The following is a 26,055-nucleotide window of genomic DNA, read 5'->3' on the forward strand; positions in this document are numbered from 1 at the left end:
ATCGGCTACCATGCGCCCATGCCAATGCCCTCCCCCACGATCCCGCCCCTGCGCGATGGCGATTTCCTCGCCGCCATCGACTTAGGATCCAACAGCTTCCACATGGTCATTGCGCGCTACCTGATGGGTCAGCTGCGCGTGGTTGATCGCCTGCGCGAAACCGTGCGCATGGCCGACGGCCTGGATGGCAAGGGTGGCCTCTCCAACGAAGCGCGCCAGCGCGCGCTCGAATGCCTGGCGCGCTTCGGCCAGCGCATCCGGGAAGTGCCGTCGTTGCGCGTGCGCGCGCTGGCCACCAACACGGTGCGTCAGCTGCGCTCGCCACAGGCGTTCCTGATGCCGGCCGAAACCGCGCTCGGGCATGCGATCGAAGTGGTCAGCGGACGCGAGGAAGCGCGCCTGATCTATCTCGGCGTTGCGCATGCGCAACCGCCCAAGCCCGATCAACGCCGGCTGGTGATCGACATCGGCGGCGGCTCGACCGAGTTCATCATCGGCCGCGGATTCCAGACCCTGGAACGCGAGTCCCTGCAGGCCGGCTGCATCGCCAGCACGCGCCGCTTCTTTCCCGGCGGCAAGCTGTCGAAGAAGAAATGGAAGGATGCGCTGACCGAGATCGGCACCGAATTCCAGCAGTTCGCCAATCAGTACAAGGCGCTGGGCTGGCACGAGGCGATCGGCTCGTCCGGCACGCACAAGGCCATCGGCGAGATCTGTGCGGCGATGAAGCTCACCAAGGGCGCAATCACCGCCGAGGCGCTGCCGGCGCTGCGCGATGAACTGCTCAAGGCCAAGCGCATCGAGGACATCCAGTTGCCCGGCCTGGCCGCCGAACGCCGGCCGATCATCGCTGGCGGCATCCTGGTGCTGGAAGCGGCATTCCAGGCCCTGGGGCTGGAGAAGCTGATGGTCAGCAAGGCGGCGATGCGCGAAGGCATCCTTTACGACATGCTCGGCCGCGGTGGCGAGAACGACCCGCGCGACAGCTCGGTGGCCTCGCTGGTGCAACGTTACGGCATCGACGAAGTGCAGGCGCAGCGCGTGGAAGCCACTGCCTGCCGGCTGTTCGACCAGGTCTGCGAATCCTGGCAGCTGGATGGCGACGACGCGCAGGTGTTGCGCCGTGCTGCGCGCCTGCACGAGCTGGGCCTGATCATCGCGCACAGCCAGTATCACGTGCACGGCAGCTACATCCTGGAGCACTCGGACATCGCCGGTTTCTCGCGCCAGGAGCAGCAGGTGCTGGCATCGCTGGTGCGCACGCACCGGCGCAACGTGCCCAAGACCGCGTTCGATGCGCTGCCGGACCGCCTGCTGCTGCCGACCCGGCGCAAGGCCGCGCTGCTGCGGCTAGCGGTGCTGCTGCACCGCGCACACGAATCGGACCCGATTCCGACCCTGGAACTCACCGCCGATGACACCCGCCTGTCGTTGATCCTGTCGCAAAGCTGGATCGACTCGCGCCCGCTGCTGCGCGCCGACCTGATCGGCGAAGTCGAGAGCATGGCCGGGCTGGGGATCGCGTTCAAACCGTTTGTGACCTGAGGCCTGCGGCCTCAGGCGGGATTTGGGATTCGGGATTCGGGATTCGTTGACCGCGGCACGTGATGTATCGCGTATTCGCCCAGATGCGTGAAGACCGCTTTTGCGAATCTCTAATCCCGAATTCCTAATTCCGTCGCACTTGTCACCGCCGCGACTTATCCGCGCAACATCCATGCCATCGCCCTCCCGGAAGCTAGCGAAAACCGGAGAACGGGCATGCGCTACGCGATCGTTACCGAAACCTATCCCCCCGAAGTCAACGGTGTTGCGCTGACCGTGCACGGGCTGGAAACCGGCCTGCGCGCACGCGGACACCAGGTGGACGTGGTGCGTCCACGGCAGAGCGGCGATACCGATGCGGCCACCGCCCTGCTGGTGCGCGGCGCATCGCTGCCGCGCTACCCGGGCCTGAAATTCGGGTTGCCGGCAACCCAACGCCTCGTTCGTCATTGGCAAATCACGCAACCGGATGCGGTCTATGTGGCCACGGAAGGCCCGTTGGGCTGGTCGGCGATGCGTGCCGCACGCCGGCTCGGTATTCCGGTCGCCACCGGCTTCCATACCCGCTTTGACGAGTACCTGCCCGACTACGGTGCCGCCTGGCTGCAGGGCACTGCGCTGCGCTGGATGCGCCGCTTCCACAATCAGGCCGAGGCCACCCTGGTGCCCACGCGCGAGCTGCAGCAGTTCCTGCGCGACGGCGGCTTCCAGCGCGTGCAGTTGCTGGCACGCGCGGTGGACAGCCAGCAGTTCGATCCGGCCCGGCGCGATCCGGCCTTGCGTGCCGAATGGGGCATCGAGGGCGAAGGCTTCGCCGCGATCTATGTCGGACGTATCGCCAACGAGAAGAACCTGCCGCTGGCGATTCGCGCCTTCCGCAAGCTGCAGCAGATCCGCCCGAAGGCGCGCTTCGTCTGGGTGGGCGATGGCCCGGCACGCGAAAAAATCGCGCACGAGAATCCGGACTTCATCTTCTGCGGCATCCAGCGCGGCGAGGCGCTGGCGCGCCACTTCGCCAGCGGCGATCTGTTCCTGTTCCCCAGCCGCAGCGAGACCTTCGGCAACGTGACCCTGGAGGCGATGGCCAGTGGTGTGGCCACCGTGGCCTTCGACTACGGCGCCGCACGCGAGTATCTGCGCAGCGGCCACAGCGGTGCGGCAGTGGAGAACGACGAGGCGTTCATCCAGGCGGCCGTCGCACTCACCAACGACGATGCGATGCGCCAGCGCCAGGGTGCGGCGGCCGCACAGGCGATGAAGAAACTGCATCCGGACAACGTGGTCTCCGACTTCGAGGCCTTGCTGATGGGCATCACTGCGGCACGGGGGCGTTATGTCGGCAACGCGGCTTGAACTTCTGCGCGGTCACGAAGCGCGCTGGTGCCGGCGCGCCAACCACTGGTGCCGTCGCCACCCGGTGCGGCGCGCATTCGCCACCATCAGCCGGCTCGGCGATGGGGTGTTCTGGTACAGCCTGATGGGTTTGCTGGTGCTGCTCGACGGCATGGACGGCGTGCGCGCATCTGCGCACATGGCCGCCACCGGCGTGCTCGCGCTGACCTTGTACAAATCGCTCAAGCGCTGGACGCGTCGGCCACGCCCGTACGCGGCCGACGTGCGCATCCGCGCCTGGGTGGCGCCGCTGGACGAGTTCAGTTTTCCGTCCGGCCACACCTTGCACGCGGTGTCCTTCAGCATCGTGGCACTGGCCTACTACCCGTGGCTGGCGCCCCTGCTGGTGCCGTTCTCGGCCGGCGTGGCGCTATCGCGCGTGGTGCTGGGCCTGCACTATCCCAGCGATGTCCTCGCTGCCACTGCGATCGGCGTGCTGCTGGCCAGCCTGTCGCTGTGGGGATTGCCGGTGTTGTTGGGGTAAGGAGCAAGCCCTGTCATCGCTGCGTTGGCCCGACCAGGCCAGCGATCCTCTCGTTGCCGCAGCCAGCCGTTCACCCGGCACTCGCTCCGCGATGCAGCGCTCCACCGATTCCCCATTCCCGATTCCCGTCCCGCGCTCCCGCCGTACAATGGCGCGATGACGACCCTGTTCATTTCCGACCTGCATCTGGATCCGGCCCGGCCGGCGATCACCGAGCTGTTTCTGGACTTCCTGCGCACGCAGGTGCCCGGTAGCGACGCGCTCTACATCCTTGGCGATCTGTTCGAAGCCTGGATCGGCGATGACACGCCATCGACCGCTGCCGATGCGGTGGCCGTGGCGCTGCATGCGGTGGCCGATAGCGGCGTGCCGGTGTTCTTCATGCCGGGCAACCGCGACTTCCTGGTCGGCGAGGCGTATGCGCAACGCGCGGGCTTCCGCATCCTGCCCGACCCCACCGTGGTCGATCTGTACGGGCATCCGACCTTGCTGATGCATGGCGATCTGCTGTGCACCGACGACACCGCCTACCAGGCGTTCCGTGCGCAAACGCGCGATCCGGTCTTTCAGGCGCAGTTCCTGGCGCAGCCGCTGGCCGCGCGGGTGGCCTTCGCGCAGCAGGCGCGCGCTGCCAGCCAGGCGCGTCATGCAGAACTCAAGCAGGGCGACCAATCGCGCTTCGAGACCGTCACCGATGTCACCCCGGCCGAGGTGGAGGCCACCTTCGTGCGGTATGGCCTGGATCGCCTGATCCATGGTCACACCCATCGCCCTGCAATCCACACCCTGCAGGCCGGCGGCCAGACCTGCACACGCATCGTGCTGGGCGACTGGTACGAACAAGGCTCGGTGTTGCATGTGGATGCCGACGGCGTGTCGCTGGAGCAGTTGCCGCTTTAACGTGGCTGTCAGCAGCTAGCGAGCGGCCAGCTCGGCGCAGGCCGCTCGCCTGGCACCCGTTTGCAAGCGACAGACCGCGATGGGCACATGGAGGTGAGCGCCGTGGTTTCGAGATCATGCCTGCGCGCCCTCGGTGTGCTGTTCACCCGTGCTGGAATGCAGCTTGACGCGTTGTCGGCACGCCTGATCGCGCCAGCCTGCTAGTCAACCACCGGTCCAGTCCCATCGATGGAAGGGTGACGAAACGGCTCGACTATGACCGTCCCGAAAGGCGACGGGGATGTACGCAACCGCACGGTCCCTGCAGTCTCCAGACGCATCACTGCATGCTGCGCGCATGCTCGGCGTAGTCGACAAAGTCGGCGTTGACTATGTCGTACCAGAGCACCGTGCCATCGGCCTGCACGCGGAAACGATCGCGCACCGGGTTGGTCTGCGGGTCGCCGGGGCACTCGTTGCCATGCCGCTCGCGCACTGCAAAGTCGAACGCATCCGCTGCGGGCTCAGCGTCGTCTTCGTCGACGATGCTGATGCAGTTGTCCGGATAGAAATGGTCGTTCTGCAGGCGGGTTTCCAGCACATCCAGCGCGCGGGCGCGGGCATCGTTGGCGGTCGTGGCTGCCGGCGCGGACACCGCCGGTTTGGGTGGCGCAGGGGCCGGGTCGGCAGGTTGCTGTTTGCAGCCGGCAACTGCCAGCGCGGCCAGGCACAGCGCCGCATAACGCAGGGACTTGGACATGGGTGCTCCGCTCCGCAGGACACGCCGGCAGCTGCCGGCAGTGCCTCTAGTCTGCGCGATCACTGCGCCTGCGTGTAGCGGCAAAGGTCCGGCACCTGCGTGCCGGGCCCGACGACGGAAGGATCGGCTTGATACTCAGCGGAAGCCGGCGATGGTGGCCTTGGTGTTGACCAGCACGCGCTGGTTGTCGGCGGTGCTGGCGTTGCCCATGGGCACGCCGTTGTAGCTGATGTTGGGATTGGACCAGTAGTTCAGGCGCGGGCAGCTGCTGCTGCAGTCGTAGGCCATGATGGTGCGCCAGCTGTTGCCGTAGCGATAACCGTGCCCGTACGCATATGGCGAGGTGCTCGGGTCGTTGGTGGCGTCGTGACGGGCACTCTGCAGGTGGCCGATTTCATGCGCGAAGCTGTAATAGCCGGTGGCGCAATCCCAGTACACCGAGGCAAACGCGGTCGCTGCGGTGGAGCCGATGCCCGATGCCAGGCCGCAGTAGCTGCTGTTGTTCAACACGATCACGCCCACATCGGCGGTGTAGGTGTTGCGGCTGGTGTGGATGCTGTCCATGTAACCGTCGTTGGTTACGCGGAAGCGTTGCAGGTCGGTGGTGAAATTGCCGGTTTCGCTGTAGCTGGTGGTCTCGTAACGCGCCAGCTGCAAGGTGATGCCGACATTGCTGTTGATATAGCCCTGGTTGGCCTCGGCCACTGCCAGTTGCACCAGCGACTGCATGTTGCCGCCGTAGGCGGTCACCGCCTGATTGGTGGCCACTACCAGCACGCGGATGGTCGCCGGGCTGCCCGACGATGCGGCGGCCGCGGTGACGCGCCCGTCGCTGGGCATGTCGATCTTCGGCAGCAGGCTGTATTCGGCCGGGTGTTCCTGCGGCAGGCGGCTTTCTTCCACCTGCACCAGCACATGGCGGCCATCGGCGAGCGGACGCAGCCGAAACAGCTTGCCGGCGTAACGGATGGTGCCGGTGACCGTATCGCCGCTGCGCACCAGGATGGCCGAGTTCAGCGGATCCACACCCGACAGCGTACGGGCACGGGTGCCGGCGCGCGGGCCAAGATTGCCGTACCACACGCTATCGCCGCCTTCCAAGGCATCGACCTTGGCCTGGGTGGCGGTGATGGTCTGGCCATCCAGCTGCAATTCCAGCAGCTTTTCCGAGGCGGTGACGGCACCGGCGTTAAGCTGGACCACCTGCGCGTTGGCGGTGGACGGTGCGCTGAGCAGGCGCTGCAGCGAGGGTTCGGCAGTGGCAGTAGCGCTTGCGCTGCGGCTCAGCGCAGGGCCGGATTGATACAGCGGCGTGCCGGCAGCGGCGGCCGAACCGGCCAGACACATGGCGATCAGACCCACCGTGGTGCACATCGACTTCGACTTCATCGTCTCTCTCTCCTTAGACATGGAAGTAACGGATGTGAAACACCGGGCCCCTGCCCCCGGGACGCCATTAAGGCGCGCCGGGCCGTGCCGATTGCAAGTTGTTACAAAAGAAAATTACAGTTTTGTGATGTCTGCCGTTGAATGGATGCGATTCCGGCAGCTGCGCGGCAGGACGCAGCGCACAGTCCGGTGATCGAAGGCGCGTTACCGCGCAGGTGGCCTGTCGCGTTTGGCGGTAGCCGGCGCGGGGCACGACGTCACGACGAAGGGATGCGATGCGCATCGCCCCAGTGCGCTGCGATCGCTCTGCCGCGCAATGCGCTCGGTACTTCATGAGCGAGGCTGCAACGCGCCTCACCCAGCGTGGCGTCGGTGCGAGCCAACTCGATATCTGCTCCGCAAATGGCGATCAACAGATCGCGCACTGCAGCCCGCCCACGCATTCACCACCGGCCGCTCAGCCGGCCTGCTCCACCAGATCGGCCAGTTCGTCCTCATCGAAGCCGGCAAGCAGCCGCGCCTGCAGATTGAACGGGCCATGCAGGTAACCACCGGCGTACTCGTGCAGCAGCGCCTTGAAGCGCGCGCGCGGCTCGATGCCGGCCTGCGCGCAATACCAGCGGTACCAGCGCGAGCCGGCCGCCACATGCGCCACCTCTTCGCGCAGGATGGTGTCCAGCACCTCGGCAGTGGCGGTATCGCCGAGCGAGCGCAGCTTGACGATCATCGCCGGTGTCACATCCAGCCCGCGCGCTTCCAGCACGCGCGGCACCAGCGCCATGCGTGCCAGGCCGTCATGTGCGGTTTTCTCGCACATTTCCCACAGGCCGTTGTGCGCGGCGAAGTCGCCGTAGTCGTGGTCGTGCGCATGCAATCGCGCGCGCAGCAGCATGAAGTGGCGCGATTCGTCGTCGGCCACGCCAACCCAGTCGGCATAGAACGCCGCCGGCAACCCACGGAAGCGATACACCGCATCCCAGGCCAGGTCGATGGCGTTGAGCTCGATATGCGCGATGGCGTGGATAAAGGCGGCGCGGCCTTCCGGGTTGCCCAGCCCGCGCCGCGGCACCTCGCGCGGATGCACCAGCACCGGCCTTGCAGGTCGGCCAGGCATGCGGATCGGCTCCGGAGGCGCCGCCTGCGGCGGTGGCAACGGCAACGCACCGGCGCGGAACGCGGCCGCATGTCGCTGCGTCAACGCGACTTTCTCCAGCGGATCGGCCGCTTGCAGGCAGGCATGTGCGGCTTGCAGAAGATCCATCGTGTCCATCACTCCGTCGTTGCGGTAGCCGCCAGATCGACAACTGGCGCTTCGATCTGCAGCGGCGATCGAGACCCCTACGCAGCCGTCGCAGGTGCGGTCTGGGAGCAACCAGCAGCTGGCGCCACTGCCGAACCTGCTCAGCGCACCCGCCTGTCGATCGGCAGTAGCCAAATCACGCGATCGCCACGCAGGTACTCCTGCGAGGCACAGCGGTTCTAGGCCATGTCTGGGTAGTGCCGAGCTGCAGCGCTACCGCACTGCCTCACGCGCGGCGACGCTTCTTGGCATCGTCCGAGCGCAATTGCTGGATGCGTTCGAAATAGCCCGGTTCGATGCCGGTGATGTACTCGCCGTTGAAGCACGAGGAATCGAACTGCTGGATGTCCGGGTTGCCTTCGCGCACGGCCACTTCCAGGTCTTCCAGATCCTGGTAGATCAGCCAGTCGCAGCCCAAAAATTCCTGGATTTCCAGCTCGCTGCGGCCATGCGCGATGAGTTCTTCGGCCGCCGGCATGTCGATGCCGTAGATATTGGGGTAACGCACCGGCGGCGCGGCCGAGGCCAGATACACCTTGCGCGCACCGGCATCGCGCGCCATCTGCACGATCTGCCGGCTGGTGGTGCCGCGCACGATCGAATCGTCGACCAGCAGCACCACGCGGTTGCGGAACTCCAGGTGGATCGGATTGAGCTTGCGCCGCACCGATTTCTGCCGCTCGCCCTGCCCCGGCATGATGAAGGTCCGGCCCACGTAGCGATTCTTGACGAAGCCCTCGCGGTACTTCACCCCGAGCACGTTGGACATCTCCAGCGCCACATCGCGCGAGGTGTCCGGGATCGGGATGATGGTGTCGATATCGTGGTCCGGGCGCAGCCGCAGGATCTTCTCGCCCAGCTTCAGGCCCATGCGCATGCGCGCCTTGTGCACCGAGATGTTGTCGATCATCGAGTCGGGACGCGCGAAGTACACGTACTCGAAGATGCACGGCGCGTTGACGGTTGGCGCAGCGCAGACTTCCGAAAACAGCTCGCCGCGCGCGGTGATCACCATCGCCTCGCCGGGGCGCACGTCGCGCACGCGCTGGTAGCCGAGGATGTCCAGCGCGGCCGATTCGGAGGAAACGATGTATTCGGTGCCTTCGGCATGCTCGCGCTTGCCCAGCACCAGCGGACGGATGCCATGCGGGTCGCGGAAGGCCACCAGGCCCAGGCCCAGCACCACGCTGACCACCGCATAGCCGCCCTTGCAACGGCGATGCACGCCGGCCACCGCGCGGATCGCCGCTTCCGGGGTCAGCATGCGCTGCGCGTCCAGCTCGTAGGCGAACACGTTCAGCAGCACTTCGCTGTCCGAATCGGTGTTGATGTTGCGGCGGTCGGCTTCGAACACCTGCTGGCGCAAGGCCTCGGTGTTGATCAGGTTGCCGTTGTGCGCCAGCGCGATACCGTAGGGCGAGTTGACGTAGAACGGCTGCGCCTCGTCCATGCCTTCCGAGCCTGCGGTCGGGTAGCGGCAATGCGCGATGCCGACCCGGCCTTCCAGCACTGCCATCTTCTTTTCGTCGAAGACGTCGCGTACCAGCCCGTTGGCCTTTTGCACACGCAGGCGCGTGCCGTCTGCGGTGGCGATGCCTGCGGCGTCCTGCCCACGATGCTGCAGGACGGTCAGGCCGTCATAGAGCTGCCCGGCGACGTTCTGGTTGCCGACAATACCGACGATGCCACACATGGTGCGCGTTCTCCGCTACGGCTTGCGCCGTTACTGTGAAGGGGGCCGTGCCTGGCCTTGGGACTCGACCCGAGCCGGGTCGCTTTCTCCGCCGCGAACCTGCGCCGGATCGATATTGGCCGGCATCGCCTGCGCCGGATCGCGTCCGTCGCTGGCGGCTTTGCCGGGTTGCCCAAGCGCACGCGTGATGGTGTCGCTCAGACCGGACCCGGACAGCGCCTTGCCCAGGTCCGTATTATCGCCTGCCGAGGGCAACTTCCCCAACTCCGTTGGCAAGTTGCCGAGTTCCATTGATGGCATGTCCATCGACGGCATCCGCCAGGCCGGCAGTTGCGCCCGCATCCAGCTCGCGCCCGGCGACAGCATCGGCATCAGCATCGACTGGCGCCAGGACGGCTCGCGCGGCAGCGGCGTGAAGCTCATCAGCAGCACCAGCACGCTGGCCAGAAAACCGCCGCGCACCAGCCCCAGGCCGAACCCGAGCATGCGGTCCATCCCGCCCAGGCGCACCGCATCCACCCCGGCACGGATCACCATGCCGATCACCGCCACGGTGATCAGCACGCCGACGAACACCATCGCGTAGCCGCCAAACGATTCGGTGGCCGACGGATGCTTGCCGTCGGCGATCCAGCGTGCAGCCGGGCCGCCGAACTGGAATGTCGCCCAGCCGGCCAGCAACCACGACAGCGTGCCGACCACGATGGCGACAAACCCGCGCAGCAGGCCCAACAGGGCCGACACCAGGATGATGACGCCCAGCACCATGTCGATCATTGCCCACTTCTCCGCGCGGCGCGTGCGCCGCTGGTCCAACCTGGCTCGGTGTTCATTGCGCTCCCCTCCATGGGTGTGAGGCGATCAGGAAATCCGCTCGCCGCTGGCGATACCACGCAAGCGGCGATCGGGCGGGCTGCGGACGAGCCGCACTGCGCGTAGCGAACCAACCGTCATGCCGATCTCCGGCATGTACCGCGCCCGCCGGTTGGCGGCGCAGTCGTTTACGGATGCGGACGCACCATGCCGGAAATGCCGACCTTGGCCGCCACCTGCGCACGCAACTGCTCGGCATCGCCACGGTTGGCCACCGGGCCGACCCGCACGCGGTTGAGCGCGCCCTTGTCGGTCCGCACCTGTTCGACGAAGGCACTGAAACCGGCGGCGCGCACGCGGTCGCGCAAGGCGTCGGCGTCTTCGGCGCGCCCGAAGGCGCCCAGCTGCACCGCAAAGCCGACCGAACTGGCCGCAGGGGCTGCCGGCGCGGCGGGCGCCGCGACGACCGGCTTGGTCGGCTCGGGCTTGGCCGGCTCCGTTTTCGCCACCTCCGGCTTGGCCGGAGCGGGCTTGGGCGCTTCGGCCGGCTTGGGCGCGGCGGCCACCGGCTTGGCCGGCTCTGGCGGCAGGCTTTCGGTCTTGGTCGGTGCGGCGGTGCTGGCGGCGGCCACGCTGCTGCTGGGTTTTGCGGCCGGGGCCGGTGCCGGCGTCGGTGTGCTGGCTGCAGGCGCTGGCGCGGCGGCGTTGGCATCCAGCGTCACCACCTGGGCGTTGACGTCGCTGCGCACCTTTACCGCCTGCAGGCGCGCCGATTCGGCCTGCGCCTGGTCGACATACGGCCCCACGCGCACGCGCCAGGCCGGGCGGCCGTTGATCTGGGTCTTTTCGCTGAAGCCGGGCAGCTGCGCCTGCTTGAGCCGCGCCAGCACCGCGTCGGCGTCGGCGCTGGTGGCGTAGGCGCCGAAGTTGACCGCGTAGTTGCCGGCCGCCACCTCAGGCGCCGACGGCGCGCTGGACGGGTTGGCCAGATCGGCCGCGTCCGGGTTGTCCTGCACCGCAGCCGGCGCCGAGCCGGCGCCGCGCATGCCCAGCGCGCCACCGGCAGGCGCATCGCCCGGGGTGACCAGCGGCAATTCGCGGGTTTCGAACTCGCCATTGGCCGGTGCGGCAGGCGCCTCCAGCGGCACATCGGCCACGCCGCTCGACGGCGCAGGGCCCTTGACCAGCATCGGCAGGAAGATCACGGCAAGCGCCACCAGAACGATGGCGCCAATCAGTCGCTGTTTCAGAGCAGTATCCACGTAGAGAGACGAGAGGCGGCGTGGCGGGGTGCCGCGGCGATTATAAGGCCGCAGCCGGGCTACCGACCCGGGTGGACTGAACGAAGTGCGCTTAGGGCGTCGGCAACGGTATGAAACGAGCCGAACACCAGCACCCGATCGCCCGGTGAGGCCTGCGCCAGGACCGCGCGCAGTGCGCCCGCCACATCGCCGTGGCAGGCCGCCTGCGCTGCGGCACTGCCCTGCAGACGGGCCTGCAAGGCCTGCGCCGACTGCCCCCGCGCACCGTCCAGCCCGGCCAGGGCCCAATGGTCGACCTGCGCGCCCACCGCCTCCACCACGCCCAGCACATCCTTGTCCGCCAATGCGGCGTAGATCGCATGGGTGGTGCCGGTGTGCGCCTGCGCGCCCAGCGCATCGGCCAGCGCGCGCGCGGCCTGCGGGTTGTGGCCGACATCCAGCAGCACCTGCACGCCATCGATGTCGCTGCGCTGCAGGCGCCCGGCCACCCGTGCATTGGCAATGCCCTGCGCCCAGGCGGCATCGGGCAGTTCCACCGGCAAGGCCTGCAACGCGGCGATCGCCGCAGCGGCGTTGGCCAGTTGCACCGGCGCCTGCAAGGCCGGCATCGGCAGCTCCAGGGTCACCGCGACATCGCGCCAGCGCCACTGCGGCGCGTCGGAGTGCTGCGCCTCGATCGGCTCGAAGAAATAATCGCTGCCGGCGCGGATCGCATTGGCGCCCAACTGGTAGGCCCGCCGCAACACGCTCGATGGCGGGTCGATTTCGCCCAGCACCACCGGCTTCCAGGCGCGGATGATGCCGGCCTTCTCGGTGCCGATCGCCTCGCGGTCCTCGCCCAGCCAATCGGTGTGGTCGATATCCACGGTGGTGATCACCGCCACATCCGAATCAATGATGTTGACCGCGTCCAGGCGCCCGCCCAGGCCGATTTCCAGCACCGCCAGGTCCAGCCCGGAGCGCTGCAGCAGCCACAGCGCCGCCAGCGTGCCGTATTCGAAATACGTCAGTGCGGTCTGGCCACGTGCCGCTTCGACGGCGGCAAAGGCGTCCACCAGTTGCGCGTCGCCGGCCTCGTTGCCGTCGATGCGCACGCGCTCGTTGTAGCGCAGCAGATGCGGCGAGGTGTAGCTGCCCACCTTCCAGCCGGCGGCCTGCGCGATCGCCTCGATAAAGGCCACGGTGGAGCCTTTGCCATTGGTGCCGCCTACGACAATGACATGCGTGGCTGGCGCTTCAATCTGCAACCGCGCAGCGACCTCGCGCACGCGCTCCAGGCCCATGGCGATGTTCTGCGGATGCTGCTGCTCGATGTAGGCGAGCCAGTCGGAGAGGGTGGCGGGAATTGTCACTTGCTACCTGAAATCTTGCGTGCGACAAGCATTATCACGCTTGATGAAGTCTTGGACCAATAGAGCCGGAACTTCATTCCTGAATCGTAAGCGTTGACGTCTGCTCTCTGTCATCGACCGGGTATTGGGGCGTGGACCGAACCAGTAAGCAGCGGCGCTGCATGAAGGATAGCAGTGAGTCCTTTACTGCGGCCCGTAGATCTCAGCTATCTGTGAACCCAGCACTGAACGCCGCCCTTTCAATGTCACTGCGATCCGTTGCTCGGGATATCGACGATACAGGCTTTCACTGATGCAGAGGTAATCCGGAAACGCATGCTCGATCGGTCCACCGCGCAACCGATACTCGCAAGATTGCCGGCTCGATTGAGAGTACGTTTGCATGACGTACGCTTCTTCAAACGACCTACCAATGGCCAACGTCAGCAACCAAGGCACCGTTTTTGCGAGCAGCAGCCAAGTTAAGAAACCCAGCATTACTGGTGTCCCTAAGAACATAAAGACATTTGCAATGCGTCCCTGCCCCTCGATATCTGTTGGTCGACCAAGACGCCGATTGTGCTTGCGCAGCAATACCGTTAGCACGATACCGACCATCAAAAATGGCCATTTCAAATAGCGTCCTTGCAGGAACTCTGACGGGGCAAAATCGACAAATAAGCCAAGCAGAATCAGGCCCATCACAAGAAATGCAGAGGCCACCTTCATCAAGGCAAACAGCTTTGATTTCACTGGACCACCCCCAAGTTTCTCGTTAGACCGCGCGCCAAATAAAGCGCAATGATAGCCAAGCCCTAGCTTCATCCGCGATAAAAAGCGACGAATTCATCGCACGCAGCGCAGTTACAGGCAGCACTTCGCCATGGCTAAGGTGCCGTTGCCTGCGGTGCGACGATAAAGTAACCGTGCACGGTGGAACCCAAAGATGAGCGTTTGCCTTGAATGACCACACTCAACGCGCCATTCGGGAAGCTCATCAAATCGTGCTCGCGTGTGCAAAGCCGCGTTGGTGCGCCATGAGGCAATGGGTAGATCATGAGCCCGTAAGGGCACATCATGCTTTTATGCGCAGGGCGTATGAGCACTTGTTCCGAATACATGCTGCCGAATGCCTCGGTCCATGCCCACGGCACAATCCTGACGACCAGCGCCCATACCACCAGCCCGATCACCATCGTGGACATTAGCCAGCGAAAGATACAGCGTTCGATACCGATTCGCTGCAACTGACGCTGGAGCCTGCCACTGGCATTGGCCCAGAGCAGCACGCCAAACAGGGTTAACGCGGCGAAACCTAACACCACGAGGGTGAGGTCGATCAAGGCGTTGGCCGGCGGAAGGAACTTGAAAGAATTAGCGAAGAAAAGCAACGCCACCGGCGTCACAAACAGTAATAAAACACGAAAACGATTACCAAAATCTCTCATGCTTGAGACACCGGAGTAAGTGACTTAGCCGCCATCCTTGAGCAACACACTGACCCTGGTGTTGCTAAAGCGCCCGATGCTTGGCTTCACCAAAAAACGGCGTGTGGTGCGCGCAGTCGTTGAGCCGCACCACTTCCAGGTGATCCACGTCCTCGCCTTCGAGCAGGTTGAGCGTGGTCGGTGCCTGGCGAAAGGTCCACAGCCGGGACAGCGGCAGGCCCAGGATCTTGCACAGGATCACGCGGTTGACCGCATCGTGCGCGACCACCAGCAAGGTATCGGCCGCGCCCAGGCCTTCGGCCGCGCGCGCCAGGCCGCGCCAGCTGCGGTCCAGCACCTGCCGCAGGGACTCGCCGCCGGGCATCAGCACGGTATCGGGCTCGTCGCGCCAGGCGCGCAGACGTGCCGGATCCTTGTCGTTGATCTCGCTGGCCAGCAGGCCTTCCCATTCGCCGTGGGCGATTTCCTGCAGGTCTGCATCGGTCTGCAGCAGGGTTTCGCGGTTGCTGCCCAGCGCCAGCCTGGCGGTGGCCTGCGCACGCGACAGCGGCGATGCCACCGCGCGGGTGATCTCCAACGATTGCAGACGCGCGCCGAGGGCGGCGGCCTGGCCTTCGCCGACCGGCGACAGCGGGATATCGATCTGGCCCTGGTAACGGCCTTCGGCGTTCCACGGCGTCTCGCCGTGACGGGCAAGCAGGATGCGCATGCGCGAGGGATTCCTTGGGGAAGGGGCCGGCTCGCCGCAGCGAAACGGGAGCGCATGATAACCCCTCCCGCTGCGGCGCCGGCCGCCCGCGTCGGCACACGCCGAATTCCGGCAACAGCTGCGATGCCGGGCGACTCCGGCATGACCCAGCGCAAATACCGGCTATCCACGGCGACCGTGCGGGTCATCGCCGGATCGAAGATCCCGTTGCAGCCCACCGACGCTGGGTTGCCGTCGAGGCCAGAACAACCCGCCTCCCCTGCGCGTCCATCACCGGTGCGCCCCCGGCGCCAGCTCAGGCGCGCCCGAATGCCGGATCGCTGCGGCTGGGCCTGCCGGTCTCCAGATGCCCGGCCAGGCGGCGGCGGAATGCCGCGCCCGGCTGTTCCAGCACCACGTCGTACCAGTGATCGCTGGCAGCAAGCGCCAGACGCACGGTCTGGCGCTGACCTGCAGCCAGGTGCAGCGAGCGCGCGGTCGGGTCTGCGTAGTCCAGCGCGCGCAGTTGCAGCGTGCACGGCTGCTGCCCGGCATTGCCGATGTCCAGCACCAGCGCCTCGCCGTCCTGCCGCGCCTCCAACCATGGCGCAGCCGATTGCGTCCCGGCCGCAGCGAGGTCGCCGGCGAATTCGCGCAGGAAGCCATTGGGTCCATGCACGCTCAGCGCATAGGCACCGTTGTGCGCAGCGCCGACCGGCACATCGTCGAGGCGGGTGCCGGGCAACACGGTGTAGTACCACGGGCCGCCACTCGCAGCGCTGGTATAGACGTTGAACGCGGCTGCCGCAGCGCCGCTGTTGACGAACTGCAGCTGCACGCCGCCGTCGCCCTGCTCGCGCGCATGCACCTGCAAGGCATACGGCAACGCGCGCGCCGGACGTTGTCCCGGCTCCTGCCGCGGCATGCTGCCCTTGGCCGGCGGCACCGGTAGCGGCTTGTTGCGCACCGCGGCGGTGCGCGCGCGGTAGTCGTCGACCGACGGCAATGCGCGCAGTGCCGAATCGTCCGGCTTGCGGAAATCGAACACGCTGGTCAGATCGCCACTGACCGCGCGACGCCACGGGCTGATGTTGGGTTCGGCCACACCGAAGCGGCGTTCCAGCAAGCGCAGCACCGAGGTGTGATCGAACACCTGCGAATTGACCCAGCCGCCACGCGTCCAGGGCGAGATCACCAGCATCGGCACGCGGATGCCCAGCCCCATCGGCACACCTTCGTAGACCTCCCCGCGCGTATCGACATTGCTGCGCCCCATGCGCGCATCTAGTGCCGGCAGCGCTGCGGGAACGTGATCGAAGAAGCCATCGTTCTCGTCGTAGTTGATGATCAGCGCGGTCTTCGCCCACACCTGCGGATTGGCGGTGAGCGCATCGATCAGGCGCGCCACCAGCGATTCGCCATAGGCCGGCGGCGCTTCCGGATGCTCGCAGTACGCGGTGGGCGGCACGATCCAGGACACCTGCGGCAAGCGATCGGCCTGCACGTCGGCGGCGATTGCAGCGATCAGATGATCGGCCTGCGTGGTGGCGGCATTGTCTGCAGTGGACCCGGGCACGTAGGCACGTGCACGTCGATAGCGTTCGTCGCCGGGGTGCAGATCGCGGTAGTGCGAAAAATACGCCAGCGAGTTGCAGCCGAAGTTGTCGTACTCCTGGTACACGCGCCAGTCCACGCCTGCGGCCTGCAGGCGCTGCGCATAGGTGGTCCAGTCCATTGCCGCATAACCGGGCTTGTCGCGCGCCATGTCGGCAGTCCAGTTGCCGTCGTCGGCATTGGTCACCGCCTGCGCGCCGAGATTGCCCACGCTCGGGCCGCTGGTGCCGGTGAACAGGTACATGCGATTGGGATTGGTCGGCCCGTGCAACGAACAGAAATAGCCATCGCAAATGGTGAACGCATCGGCCAGTGCGTGGTAGTACGGGATGTCGTGACGCTGGAAATATCCCATCGTCAATTCGCCCTTGTACGGCACCCAGGCGTCGTACTCGGCCCAGCGCGCCGGGTCCTGCCCGTGGCCGGCTTTCCACGAGTGATCCAGGCTCTTGATCAACGGTGCGCAGGTGTCTTGCGAATCGAAGGCGAACGGCAGCAGGCGACGACCATCGGCGGCCGGCTGGCTCCATACCGGGTGACCGTCGCGTAGCTGCAACGGACGCGGATCGCCGAAGCCGCGCACGCCGCGCAGCGCACCGAAGTAATGATCGAAGGAGCGGTTTTCCTGCATCAGGATCACCACGTGTTCGATGTCGCGCAGCGTGCCGGTGCGCGTGTTGGCCGGCAGCGCGAGTGCGCGGCCGATCGAGGACGGCATGGCGCCGGCGGCGGTCAGCGCGGCGACGCGCTTGAGGAAATCGCGGCGCGAGGGGGAGGACGTCATGGCTACGGAACCTGCAGGAAATACGTGCACATCGCCGCACAGTGCGACTGGGTACGACACGTATAGCGGGCAAGCACGACAGTTTTGCGACAGCCACCGTCATCAATGTTTCATACGTCGTTGACACCCTGCGTCGCGAAACGCCGGTCGTGCACCGCGCGTTGCCCTCAGCCGTGCTCGAACAGGATTCCCCCATGACTTCCGCTCGCCGTTTTCATGTCACTCCGCTGGCGCTTGCCCTGGCCGCGCTGCTCCCCGCCATCGCCTCTGCTGCCACACCGGCGGCCGATCCGGTTGCCGGTGCAGATGCGCCGGTAGCCGATGCCCCGGCCAGCGTTGCCGATGCCGCCACCAACGCCACCCAGCTGGATGCGATCAACGTGGTGTCGCAAGGCAGCACCCGCCAGGTCCAGCGCATCAGTCGGCAGGACATCGAGCAGCTGACCCCGGGCAGCAGCGCCTTCAAGGCAGTGGAAAAACTGCCGGGCGTGCAGTTCCAGTCGGCCGATCCGTTCGGCACCTACGAGTGGTCCTCGCAGGTCACCCTGCACGGCTTCGATCAGAGCCGGCTGGGTTACACGCTCGATGGCATCCCGCTCGGCAACATGAGCTACGGCGTCACCAACGGCCTGCACATCACCCGCGCCATCATTTCGGAAAACCTCGGCTCGGTGGAAATCGCGCAAGGCGCCGGTGCGCTGGGCACTGCGTCCAACACCAACCTTGGCGGCACCATGCAGTTTTACTCGGCCGACCCGCAGAGCACGCCGGGCCTGCGCCTGGTGCAGACGGTCGGTAGCGATGCCACGCGCCGCACCTTCGTGCGCGGCGACACCGGCGATCGCAACGGCTTGTCGGCATACCTGTCCTATGCCAATGCCAGCACCGACAAATGGAAGGGCTTCGGCGACCAGCAGTCCGAGCAGGCCAACCTCAAGACCGTCTACCAGTGGGGCGACGGCAACCGTCTGAGCCTGTTCTTGGACACCTCGCGGCGCAAGGAATACGACTACATGGACCTGTCGTTGACCAGCCAGCGCGCACTGGGCTGGGACTACGACTACCTGCAGCCCGATTGGGCCACCGCCGTGCAGATGGCGCGTGCGTATCAGAACACCGGCGCCACCAGTGGCGTGGCCAACGGCTATCCGCAATCGCTGGCCGGGCTGCCCGACGATTACAGCTGGCTCGATGCTAGCTACTACGCCGGCGGCGGCCTGCGCCGCGACAACCTGGCCGGTTTATCGGGCACGTTCGTGTTCGGTGGCGCCACCCTGGATGCCACCGGCTACTACCACGGCAATCGTGGCGAAGGCCAGTGGGTGACGCCGTATGTACGCACCTCTGCGCAGGTGCCGCTGTCAATGCGCACCACCGACTACGGGCTGGATCGTTTCGGCGGCACCAGCGCCTTGAAATGGGCGTGGGGCAACCACGATCTGGAAGTGGGCCTGTGGGCGGAAAACGCACGCACCACGCAGCAGCGCAACTACTTCGCGCTCGGCAATGAAGGCTATACCTCGCTGTACAACGTGTATGAAGCGCAGACCCCGTTCCGTCGCGATTTCCTGCAGCGCTACACCACCCAGACCCGCATGCTGTACCTGCAGGACACCGTGCGCCTGCTCGACGATCGGCTGACCCTCAACTACGGCGCGAAGGCGCTCAGCACCACCACGCGCGCGCAATCGCTGGTGCCGACCACCGCACTGGCACAGGGCCGCATCCGTGCCGAAGACAACTTCCTGCCGCAGGTCGGCGTGAACTACAAGCTGGACGAGCGCCAGGACCTGTACGCCTCCTACAGCAAGAACATCGCCGCGTTCGGCTTCACTCCGTTCGGCACCTCGCAGGCGGCGTTCGACCGCAGCCGTTCCACGCTGGAACCGGAAGAATCACAGACCGTGCAGGTGGGTTACCGCGTGCAGGATGCGCAGTTCCAGCTGTCGGCCGATGCCTATTTCACCAAGTTCTCCAACCGCTTGTTGACCACCTCGCCGTGTACCGCCGTGCAGACCTGCGCGGCGATCCTGAGCAACGTCGGCGCCGTGCATAGCGCGGGTGCCGATCTGGCCTTGATGTGGCGCCCGGTGGAGGGCCTGAGCTGGTTGAACTCGCTGTCGTGGAACCGCTCGCGCTACCAGGACGATTACCTCAACAACGGCGTGGTCGCCACCTCCGGCAAGGACGTGGTCGGTATCCCCGCGTTGATGTTCTCCTCCAGCGCCAGCTACCAGCTCGGCAACCTGCGCCTGGATCTGGACGGCAAGTACGTCGACAAGCGCTACATCACCTTCCTCAACGATTCGCAGGTGCCCTCGTACTGGCTGTTCAATGCCGGCGCGCGCTACGACTTCGGTCGCATGGGCGGGGTGGCCGATGTGGCGTTGGCGCTCAACATCACCAACCTCACCGACAAGCGCTATTTCGCCAGCACCGGCACCAACGGCTATGTCGCCTCCGATCCGGATGGCTACAACCAGACCATGGTGGTCGGCGCACCGCGGCAGTACTTCATGAGTCTGGATGTGAAGTTCTGAGTCTTCTCGCCCTTCCCCTCGGGCGAGAAGACACGGCTTGCGCACCCAGGCGCGCGTGCTTTGGAGCGTCCCGCCGCGGGTGCGGGCAGGGGCGCGGAGCTGGAGCGTTGAGGGTGAGGGTGACGCCGATCATTCACCCTGGCGACGCGTGGCGACGCGCCTGCCATCGCAGGCGGCGACAGATCTCTGAGGCGCCCCTTCATCCTGCGCTTTGCGCCACCTTCGCCTCGTAAAGAAGCCAATGTCCCGACGGGAGAAGCAAGATCAAAGCCCCTCTCCCGCCTGGAGAGGGGTTGGGGTGAGGGTACGCTGCGAAGCACCCGGCGCGTCACTTCTGAAGGCTGTGGCGACTGAAGGCTGTGGCGACGCGTTTGTCATTGCATGTACTGTAACTCTCTGAGGCGCCCCATCATCCGCCCCTACCGGGCACCTTCTCCCGAGGGGAGAAGCGCGGCACCGGCCCTACCCCGCCATGAACCGGGTCAGCCGACATCACTCACTTCCCGCACCGCCGCATGGCTCCGACCTCGCGCCGCATATAATCGCCGCCTTACTTTCACTCAGCAGGTCCCGCCAGATGGCGCAGACGATGAAGGCGCTGGTCAAGCGCGAAGCAAACAAGGGCATCTGGCTGGAACAGGTCGCCATCCCCAGCCCCGGCCCCAACGAGGTGCTGATCAAGCTGGAAAAGACCGCGATCTGCGGCACCGACCTGCATATCTACCTGTGGGACGAGTGGAGCCAGCGCACCATCAAGCCCGGCCTGACCATCGGCCATGAGTTCGTCGGCCGCGTGGCCGAGCTCGGTTCGGCGGTGACCGGCTACCAGGTCGGCCAACGCGTGTCGGCCGAAGGCCACATCGTCTGTGGGCATTGCCGCAACTGCCGTGGCGGCCGCCCGCACCTGTGCCCCAACACGGTCGGCATCGGCGTCAATGTCAACGGCGCCTTCGCCGAGTACATGGTGATGCCGGCCAGCAACCTGTGGCCGATCCCCGACCAGATTCCCTCGGAGCTGGCCGCGTTCTTCGACCCTTACGGCAACGCCGCGCACTGCGCGCTGGAATTCGATGTGATCGGCGAGGACGTGCTGATCACCGGCGCCGGACCGATCGGCATCATTGCCGCCGGCATCTGCAAGCACATTGGTGCGCGCAACGTGGTGGTCACCGACGTCAACGACTTCCGCCTCAAGCTGGCGGCCGACATGGGCGCCACGCGCGTGGTCAACGTGTCCAAGACCTCGCTCAAGGAGGTCATGGCCGACCTGCACATGGAAGGCTTCGACGTGGGCCTGGAAATGAGCGGCAACCCGCGCGCCTTCAACGACATGCTCGACTGCATGTACCACGGCGGCAAGATCGCCATGCTCGGCATCATGCCGCGCGGCGCCGGTTGCGACTGGGACAAGATCATCTTCAAGGGCCTCACCGTGCAGGGCATCTACGGCCGCAAGATGTACGAGACCTGGTACAAGATGACGCAACTGGTGTTGTCGGGTTTCCCGCTGCACAAGGTGCTGACCCACCAATTGCCGATCGACGATTTCCAGAAGGGCTTCGACCTGATGGAAGAAGGCAAGGCCGGCAAGGTCGTGTTGAGCTGGAACTGATCGGCCAATACGCTTCAACGCAAAAGGCGCCGCGAGGCGCCTTTTGCATGTCCATCTTCAGAGCCCTGGCTACGCAGCAGGCAAAACTCACTGGTTGAGGGCGCGGCGCCCTTGCCGCTCGCGGGACACGGTGAATCCATCCCTGCAGGCGCCTTGGCGGCATCCATCCATGCCGCCAAGGGTTCCGCAACCGGCAAGGACACCGCACCAGAGAAATAGTCTGTGACCGCATAAGAAAACGCTTCGCCCAACCTACATTGGATATTGAGCCTGCACACCATTGTCGAACAGCGCGCATCAAGCACTGCTCCTACCGTGCACACCGACCATCTCGACTGGTCCTTGCCCGCTCACGGTCGCGGGACCTTACGCGGCATGGATGCCGCGTAAGAGCCTACAAGGACGTACTTGCGGCGTGTCCCGCGATGGTGGGTGGGCAAGGGCCCTGCAGCCAGGCAGCAGATCAACCGCTCTACGATTGAGCTATCGCATCGGCGACTGCTTCAACGACCGACCATCTCGACTGGTCCTTGCCCGCTAACGATGCATCACTCAAAGACAAAACAAACGAGATTTGAGCCTCGGTGCCTTTCAAATTTAGACACTGAAGAACCCGGGCATCAACTCTTGTTGCCGCCGCACCACTACCACTGCACGGCCGAGTCGTTAGAGCCGCCGTTCAGGCGATTGCCATCACAGCATCACGGCCAGGTAACCGTCGCAGTCGCGACTAAATGGTTCTGCGAATTCTGCCGACCGAAGCCGAATTCTGCCGCCTCGCTGGTGTCGTAATAGCCAACGCTCAGGCCCAGCGGACCGAAGGCCTTGCCGACATTCACGCCGAAGTCGTTGTAGTCGTGATCCACCTGACTCAGCGACGAGGTATAGACGCTGTGCCCCGCATGCGCGCCGAAGGTGAAGTCGTAGGGCAGCGACCAGTTGGCATCCAGCGCGTAGTAGTAGCCATCGGTCTTGGTGCCGTAGAGATCGTTGGTGTAGGCAACGGTGAGGCTATAGGTTTTCAGAAACGTGGTCTTGGTGATCAACTCGGCGTAATTGGACGCACCCGCTCCCAGGTACTGGTAACGATTGACCATCACATCGAAATTGAAATTGGTGCCCAGATCGGTGTTGTAGCCGACAAAGCCATCCACTTCCCAATCCGGATCGCCGGCACCGTAGTCGACGTTGGACGTCCAGGTGCCGATGTACAGGCCGAACGGCGTCTTGTAGGTGAGTCCGGCCTGGAAGGCGGGCTCTTCATTGGTCTGCGAAATACCGCGGAACAGATAGTCGCTGGTCACCGCAAAGGTGCCGCTGAAGGGAGAAGCGGGGGCTTGTTCGTCCTGCGCCTGTGCCAACGGCACCACACCGAGCAGCAGCAACGACAGACAACACGCGAGCGAGGACGGCTTCATGAACATCTCCTAGAACGATGGGCGGTCGGATTGCGCAAGGCGGGACTGCCATGACTTCTTAGTCCAACCGTCATTGCAGCGCAACATACACGTCGCGCTCGCTTGACCCAGCGCACACGCTCAAGCGCAGATGACGCCGGTTAGCGTTCTGTCTCATCGACCGCCGGCGCGGAATCTTGATGGGCCGGGAGTGGAGATTGGGGATTAGCAGGGATTCGCTTCGCTTCTGCGAATCCCCAATCCCGACTTAGATCAGACCGGAAACACACCGTAATGCCGCGCGGCCAGCCGCAACTGCTGCCCGGGCTGAAAGCTGCCCGCCGATGCCGGCAGCTCCACCTCCACCTCATTGCCTGCCGGCTCCAGCGTTGCACGCAGGCGCAGACGCGCCCCGCTACGCTGCGACCAGGCCACCGTGGCCGGCCAGCCAGCGTCGTCCGGCACCAGATCTTCCGGCCGCACGTAAACCTCGACCGGGCCGGCCGCCAGCGCGGCATTGGCTGCCGGCAAGGCATGCCCGGCAACCTGGATCTGGCCTTGCGCCAGCACGCCGGGAATACGGTTCACCGCCCCCACGAACGAATACACGAACGGCGAAGCCGGCTTGTCGTAGATCATCGCCGGCGTGTCGAGCTGCTCGATGCGGCCACGGTTGAGGATCGCCACCCGGTCGGCCAGCTCCAGCGCTTCTTCCTGGTCATGGGTGACGAACACCGTGGTCAGGCCGGTCTGTTCGTGCAGCTCGCGCAGCCAGCGGCGCAGATCGCGGCGCACCTGCGCATCCAGCGCACCGAACGGCTCGTCCAGCAACAATACGCGCGGCTCGATCGCCAACGCACGCGCCAGCGCCACACGCTGCCGCTGACCGCCGGACAGCTGGGTGGGGTAGCGCTGCTCCAGGCCCTGCAACTGCACCAGCGCCAGCAGCTCCTCCACGCGTGCGCGGATACGCGCTTCGGCCCAGCGCTCGTTGCCGCGCCGCACCCGCAGGCCGAAAGCGATGTTCTCGAACACGTCCATATGCTTGAACAGCGCGTAGTGCTGGAACACGAAGCCGACCCGGCGCGACTGCACGCTCATGCGGGTGGCGTCTTCGTCGCCGAACAGCACCTGCCCGCCATCGGCATGCTCCAGCCCGGCCATGATCCGCAGCAAGGTGGTCTTGCCCGAACCGGACGGCCCCAGCAAGGCCAGCAACTCGCCCTGACGCACGTCCAGGGTGATGTCGTCCAGCGCGGTGAACGTATCGAACTGCTTGCGCAGGCGGTGGATGCGGATGCCCATGTTCACCTCAATGTCGGTGGTTGGCGGCGAGCGAATCGCCGTGCCGCCATTCCAGGTACGTCTTCAGCGCCAGCGTCAGCAGCGCGGTCAGTGCCAGCAACGAGGCACACGCGAACGCGGCGCTGTAGGCGTATTCGTTGTAGAGAATTTCCACATGCAGGGGCAGCGTGTTGGTACGCCCGCGGATATGCCCGGACACCACCGACACCGCGCCAAATTCGCCCATCGCACGCGCTGCGCACAGCAACACGCCGTACAGCAGGCCCCAGCGGATGTTCGGCAGGGTCACCCGCCAGAACATCTGCCAGCCGTTCGCGCCCAGGCTCAAGGCGGCCAGTTCTTCATCGCTGCCCTGCTGCTCCATCAGCGGCATCAGCTCGCGCGCGATGAAAGGAAAGGTGACGAAGGTCGTCGCCAGCACGATGCCGGGCAACGCAAACACGATGCGCGGCAACTGGATCAGCAACTCGCCAAAAAACGGCAACTGCAGTCGCCAGCCTTCGTCGATCAACGGCCACGCCCAGCCGCTGCGGCCGAAAATGAGTACGAAGATCAGGCCCGCCACCACCGGCGACACCGAGAACGGCAGGTCGATCAGGCTGATCAGCAAGCGCTTGCCGGGGAATTGGTGCTTGCTGACCGCCCACGCCGCCGCCACGCCGAACACCAGGTTCAGCGGCAGCACGACGGCAGTGACGATCAGGGTCAGCTTGATCGCCGACAACGCATCCGGGTCGACGATCGCGCGCAGGAAGGTCCCCCAGCCGCCGCGCAGCGCCTCGGCAAACACCAGCACCAGCGGCAGCAGCAGGAACGCCAGCAGGAACAGCAGCGCCCCCGCAATCATCAACCACTGCACCCAACGCGGCTCGTTGGTGGCCGAGTCGGTGATGCGGCGGGCCTGTTCGGTCATCTGGCGGGTGTGCAACATGGCAGGCAGCGGCGAAACAGCATCGTTCATGCAGTCCTCCGTTGATAGCGCAGCAGGCGTGCCTGCAGCGTATTGACCACCAGCAGGATCACGAACGACAGCAGCAGCATCGCCGCGGCAATCGCGGTGGCGCCGGCATAGTCGAATTCCTCCAGCCGGATGGTGATCAGCAGCGGCGCGATCTCGGTCGAATTGGGCAGGTTGCCGGCAATGAAGATCACCGAGCCGTACTCACCCACACCACGCGCGAAGGCCAGCGCAAACCCGGTCAGGACTGCCGGCCAGAGCCCAGGCAGCACCACCCGCCACACTGTCTGCCAGCGCGATGCGCCCAGCGTGGCCGCGGCCGCTTCCAGCTCGCGCTCGCTCTCGGCCAGCACCGGCTGCACCACCCGTACCACGAACGGCAACCCGACGAACACCAGCGCCAGCACGATGCCCAACTGCGTGTAGGCCACCTTGATGCCGATCGCCTCCAGCCAGCGCCCGACCCAGCCGTTGCCGCCGTACAACGCGGTCAGCGCGATGCCGGCCACCGCGGTCGGCAATGCGAACGGCAGGTCGATCACCGCATCGAACAGGCGCTTGCCTGGAAAGTTGTAGCGCACGAACACCCAGGCCACCCAGGTGCCCATCACCGCATTGAAGGCGCCGGCCGCGAACGCGGTGCCGAAGCTCACCCGCAGCGCCGACAGCACGCGCGGCTCGCTCCACACCCGCCACAGGCCGTCCCAACCCAACCCGCTGGTTTTGATGAAGATGCCCAGCAGCGGGATCAGCACGATCAATCCCAGCCAGGTCAGCGTGATTCCAAGACTCAAGCCCAGCCCCGGCATCACGCGTCTGCGCGGTGACGGCGCTGGGTGGGGTGCAACCGACATCGGCATC

Annotated in this window: 21 protein-coding genes and 1 pseudogene; 6 read left to right on the plus strand and 16 right to left on the minus strand. The window is 65.6% G+C overall.

Annotated elements, in window-relative coordinates:
- Window positions 1-24 precede the first annotated feature (24 nt).
- The 4 genes from ppx (at window position 25) to lpxH (ending at window position 4,321) form a co-directional block, all read left to right on the plus strand.
- On the plus strand, window positions 25-1,545 hold the full coding sequence (gene ppx, locus DYQ94_RS06575; protein ID WP_024938415.1) for an exopolyphosphatase: 1,521 nt from the start codon (window positions 25-27) through the stop codon (window positions 1,543-1,545).
- Between the two features lie 216 nt (window positions 1,546-1,761).
- A complete protein-coding gene (locus DYQ94_RS06580; RefSeq protein ID WP_047128239.1) occupies window positions 1,762-2,898 on the plus strand; it encodes a glycosyltransferase family 4 protein in 1,137 nt (378 codons plus the stop codon).
- Window positions 2,879-3,421, plus strand: coding sequence for a phosphatase PAP2 family protein (locus tag DYQ94_RS06585; protein WP_024938413.1), 543 nt, complete (start codon window positions 2,879-2,881; stop codon window positions 3,419-3,421). Before DYQ94_RS06580 ends, DYQ94_RS06585 begins: the two co-directional genes overlap by 20 nt.
- A gap of 156 nt (window positions 3,422-3,577) precedes the next feature.
- Complete coding sequence (gene lpxH, locus DYQ94_RS06590) at window positions 3,578-4,321, plus strand: UDP-2,3-diacylglucosamine diphosphatase (protein WP_016902232.1); 744 nt, start codon at window positions 3,578-3,580, stop codon at window positions 4,319-4,321.
- Window positions 4,322-4,640: 319 nt separating this feature from the next.
- Here lpxH and DYQ94_RS06595 read toward each other — a convergent pair whose 3' ends face one another.
- The 12 genes and pseudogenes from DYQ94_RS06595 to DYQ94_RS06650 form a co-directional block, all read right to left on the minus strand.
- Window positions 4,641-5,060 (minus strand): hypothetical protein, encoded by a 420-nt coding sequence (locus DYQ94_RS06595; RefSeq protein WP_047130165.1) that lies wholly within the window; start codon window positions 5,058-5,060, stop codon window positions 4,641-4,643.
- Window positions 5,061-5,195: 135 nt separating this feature from the next.
- Window positions 5,196-6,449 carry a zinc-dependent metalloprotease gene (locus DYQ94_RS06600; RefSeq protein WP_126965174.1) on the minus strand — a complete coding sequence of 418 codons (1,254 nt, stop codon included), beginning with the start codon at window positions 6,447-6,449 and terminating at the stop codon, window positions 5,196-5,198.
- A gap of 457 nt (window positions 6,450-6,906) precedes the next feature.
- Window positions 6,907-7,710: a ferritin-like domain-containing protein gene (locus DYQ94_RS06605; protein ID WP_126965175.1), complete on the minus strand. Its 804-nt coding sequence runs from the start codon at window positions 7,708-7,710 to the stop codon at window positions 6,907-6,909.
- Between the two features lie 265 nt (window positions 7,711-7,975).
- Window positions 7,976-9,442 carry an amidophosphoribosyltransferase gene (gene purF / locus DYQ94_RS06610; RefSeq protein ID WP_016902228.1) on the minus strand — a complete coding sequence of 489 codons (1,467 nt, stop codon included), beginning with the start codon at window positions 9,440-9,442 and terminating at the stop codon, window positions 7,976-7,978.
- 30 nt (window positions 9,443-9,472) lie between these two features.
- Window positions 9,473-10,219 carry a CvpA family protein gene (locus DYQ94_RS06615; RefSeq protein WP_016902227.1) on the minus strand — a complete coding sequence of 249 codons (747 nt, stop codon included), beginning with the start codon at window positions 10,217-10,219 and terminating at the stop codon, window positions 9,473-9,475.
- Window positions 10,220-10,443: 224 nt separating this feature from the next.
- Complete coding sequence (locus DYQ94_RS06620) at window positions 10,444-11,517, minus strand: SPOR domain-containing protein (RefSeq protein WP_126965176.1); 1,074 nt, start codon at window positions 11,515-11,517, stop codon at window positions 10,444-10,446.
- A 59-nt stretch (window positions 11,518-11,576) separates the two neighbouring features.
- Window positions 11,577-12,869 (minus strand): bifunctional tetrahydrofolate synthase/dihydrofolate synthase, encoded by a 1,293-nt coding sequence (folC, locus tag DYQ94_RS06625; protein ID WP_126965177.1) that lies wholly within the window; start codon window positions 12,867-12,869, stop codon window positions 11,577-11,579.
- Between the two features lie 183 nt (window positions 12,870-13,052).
- Window positions 13,053-13,601: a hypothetical protein gene (locus DYQ94_RS06630; protein ID WP_126965178.1), complete on the minus strand. Its 549-nt coding sequence runs from the start codon at window positions 13,599-13,601 to the stop codon at window positions 13,053-13,055.
- A gap of 134 nt (window positions 13,602-13,735) precedes the next feature.
- Complete coding sequence (locus tag DYQ94_RS06635; protein WP_126965179.1) at window positions 13,736-14,296, minus strand: hypothetical protein; 561 nt, start codon at window positions 14,294-14,296, stop codon at window positions 13,736-13,738.
- Window positions 14,297-14,360: 64 nt separating this feature from the next.
- Window positions 14,361-15,005: a histidine phosphatase family protein gene (locus tag DYQ94_RS06640; RefSeq protein WP_126965180.1), complete on the minus strand. Its 645-nt coding sequence runs from the start codon at window positions 15,003-15,005 to the stop codon at window positions 14,361-14,363.
- Window positions 15,006-15,102: 97 nt separating this feature from the next.
- Window positions 15,103-15,297 (minus strand): annotated as a pseudogene (locus tag DYQ94_RS06645) (S46 family peptidase); the annotation flags it as partial.
- A 3-nt stretch (window positions 15,298-15,300) separates the two neighbouring features.
- Entirely contained in the window at window positions 15,301-17,382 is a 2,082-nt protein-coding gene (locus DYQ94_RS06650; protein ID WP_126965181.1) for a phosphocholine-specific phospholipase C, read from the minus strand.
- A gap of 194 nt (window positions 17,383-17,576) precedes the next feature.
- On the opposite strand from DYQ94_RS06650, the gene DYQ94_RS06655 reads away from it, so the two are divergent.
- Window positions 17,577-19,922, plus strand: a complete 2,346-nt coding sequence (locus tag DYQ94_RS06655; protein ID WP_160954693.1) for a TonB-dependent receptor — start codon at window positions 17,577-17,579, stop codon at window positions 19,920-19,922.
- A 577-nt stretch (window positions 19,923-20,499) separates the two neighbouring features.
- Entirely contained in the window at window positions 20,500-21,534 is a 1,035-nt protein-coding gene (gene tdh / locus DYQ94_RS06660) for an L-threonine 3-dehydrogenase (protein WP_172454311.1), read from the plus strand.
- A 701-nt stretch (window positions 21,535-22,235) separates the two neighbouring features.
- On the opposite strand, the gene DYQ94_RS06665 is transcribed toward tdh, so the two are convergent.
- The 4 genes from DYQ94_RS06665 to cysT all read right to left on the minus strand — a co-directional run bounded on the left by DYQ94_RS06665 (window position 22,236) and on the right by cysT (window position 26,054).
- A complete protein-coding gene (locus tag DYQ94_RS06665; RefSeq protein WP_024938543.1) occupies window positions 22,236-22,952 on the minus strand; it encodes a TorF family putative porin in 717 nt (238 codons plus the stop codon).
- Between the two features lie 252 nt (window positions 22,953-23,204).
- Window positions 23,205-24,236, minus strand: a complete 1,032-nt coding sequence (locus tag DYQ94_RS06670; protein WP_126965183.1) for a sulfate/molybdate ABC transporter ATP-binding protein — start codon at window positions 24,234-24,236, stop codon at window positions 23,205-23,207.
- Window positions 24,237-24,243: 7 nt separating this feature from the next.
- Window positions 24,244-25,197: a sulfate ABC transporter permease subunit CysW gene (gene cysW, locus DYQ94_RS06675; RefSeq protein ID WP_126965184.1), complete on the minus strand. Its 954-nt coding sequence runs from the start codon at window positions 25,195-25,197 to the stop codon at window positions 24,244-24,246.
- Entirely contained in the window at window positions 25,194-26,054 is an 861-nt protein-coding gene (gene cysT, locus DYQ94_RS06680; RefSeq protein ID WP_046345821.1) for a sulfate ABC transporter permease subunit CysT, read from the minus strand. Before cysT ends, cysW begins: the two co-directional genes overlap by 4 nt.
- Window position 26,055 lies beyond the last annotated feature (1 nt).

Origin of the sequence: Xanthomonas sp. LMG 8993 (assembly GCF_009835065.2) — a bacterium.
In the GTDB taxonomy this organism is placed as follows: Bacteria; Pseudomonadota; Gammaproteobacteria; order Xanthomonadales; family Xanthomonadaceae; genus Xanthomonas; species Xanthomonas arboricola.

Coding starts and splice junctions, on each gene's coding strand:
- DYQ94_RS06670 (WP_126965183.1), bottom strand. CDS start 24,236: ATGGGCATCCGCATCCACCGCCTGCGCAAGCAGTTCGATACGTTCACC.
- DYQ94_RS06635 (WP_126965179.1), bottom strand. CDS start 14,296: ATGAGAGATTTTGGTAATCGTTTTCGTGTTTTATTACTGTTTGTGACG.
- ppx (WP_024938415.1), top strand. CDS start 25: ATGCCCTCCCCCACGATCCCGCCCCTGCGCGATGGCGATTTCCTCGCC.
- DYQ94_RS06640 (WP_126965180.1), bottom strand. CDS start 15,005: ATGCGCATCCTGCTTGCCCGTCACGGCGAGACGCCGTGGAACGCCGAA.
- cysW (WP_126965184.1), bottom strand. CDS start 25,197: ATGAACGATGCTGTTTCGCCGCTGCCTGCCATGTTGCACACCCGCCAG.
- DYQ94_RS06585 (WP_024938413.1), top strand. CDS start 2,879: ATGTCGGCAACGCGGCTTGAACTTCTGCGCGGTCACGAAGCGCGCTGG.
- DYQ94_RS06665 (WP_024938543.1), bottom strand. CDS start 22,952: ATGAAGCCGTCCTCGCTCGCGTGTTGTCTGTCGTTGCTGCTGCTCGGT.
- DYQ94_RS06595 (WP_047130165.1), bottom strand. CDS start 5,060: ATGTCCAAGTCCCTGCGTTATGCGGCGCTGTGCCTGGCCGCGCTGGCA.
- DYQ94_RS06605 (WP_126965175.1), bottom strand. CDS start 7,710: ATGGATCTTCTGCAAGCCGCACATGCCTGCCTGCAAGCGGCCGATCCG.
- DYQ94_RS06615 (WP_016902227.1), bottom strand. CDS start 10,219: ATGATCGACATGGTGCTGGGCGTCATCATCCTGGTGTCGGCCCTGTTG.
- DYQ94_RS06650 (WP_126965181.1), bottom strand. CDS start 17,382: ATGACGTCCTCCCCCTCGCGCCGCGATTTCCTCAAGCGCGTCGCCGCG.
- tdh (WP_172454311.1), top strand. CDS start 20,500: ATGGCGCAGACGATGAAGGCGCTGGTCAAGCGCGAAGCAAACAAGGGC.
- lpxH (WP_016902232.1), top strand. CDS start 3,578: ATGACGACCCTGTTCATTTCCGACCTGCATCTGGATCCGGCCCGGCCG.
- DYQ94_RS06655 (WP_160954693.1), top strand. CDS start 17,577: ATGACTTCCGCTCGCCGTTTTCATGTCACTCCGCTGGCGCTTGCCCTG.
- DYQ94_RS06600 (WP_126965174.1), bottom strand. CDS start 6,449: ATGAAGTCGAAGTCGATGTGCACCACGGTGGGTCTGATCGCCATGTGT.
- purF (WP_016902228.1), bottom strand. CDS start 9,442: ATGTGTGGCATCGTCGGTATTGTCGGCAACCAGAACGTCGCCGGGCAG.
- cysT (WP_046345821.1), bottom strand. CDS start 26,054: ATGCCGATGTCGGTTGCACCCCACCCAGCGCCGTCACCGCGCAGACGC.
- DYQ94_RS06580 (WP_047128239.1), top strand. CDS start 1,762: ATGCGCTACGCGATCGTTACCGAAACCTATCCCCCCGAAGTCAACGGT.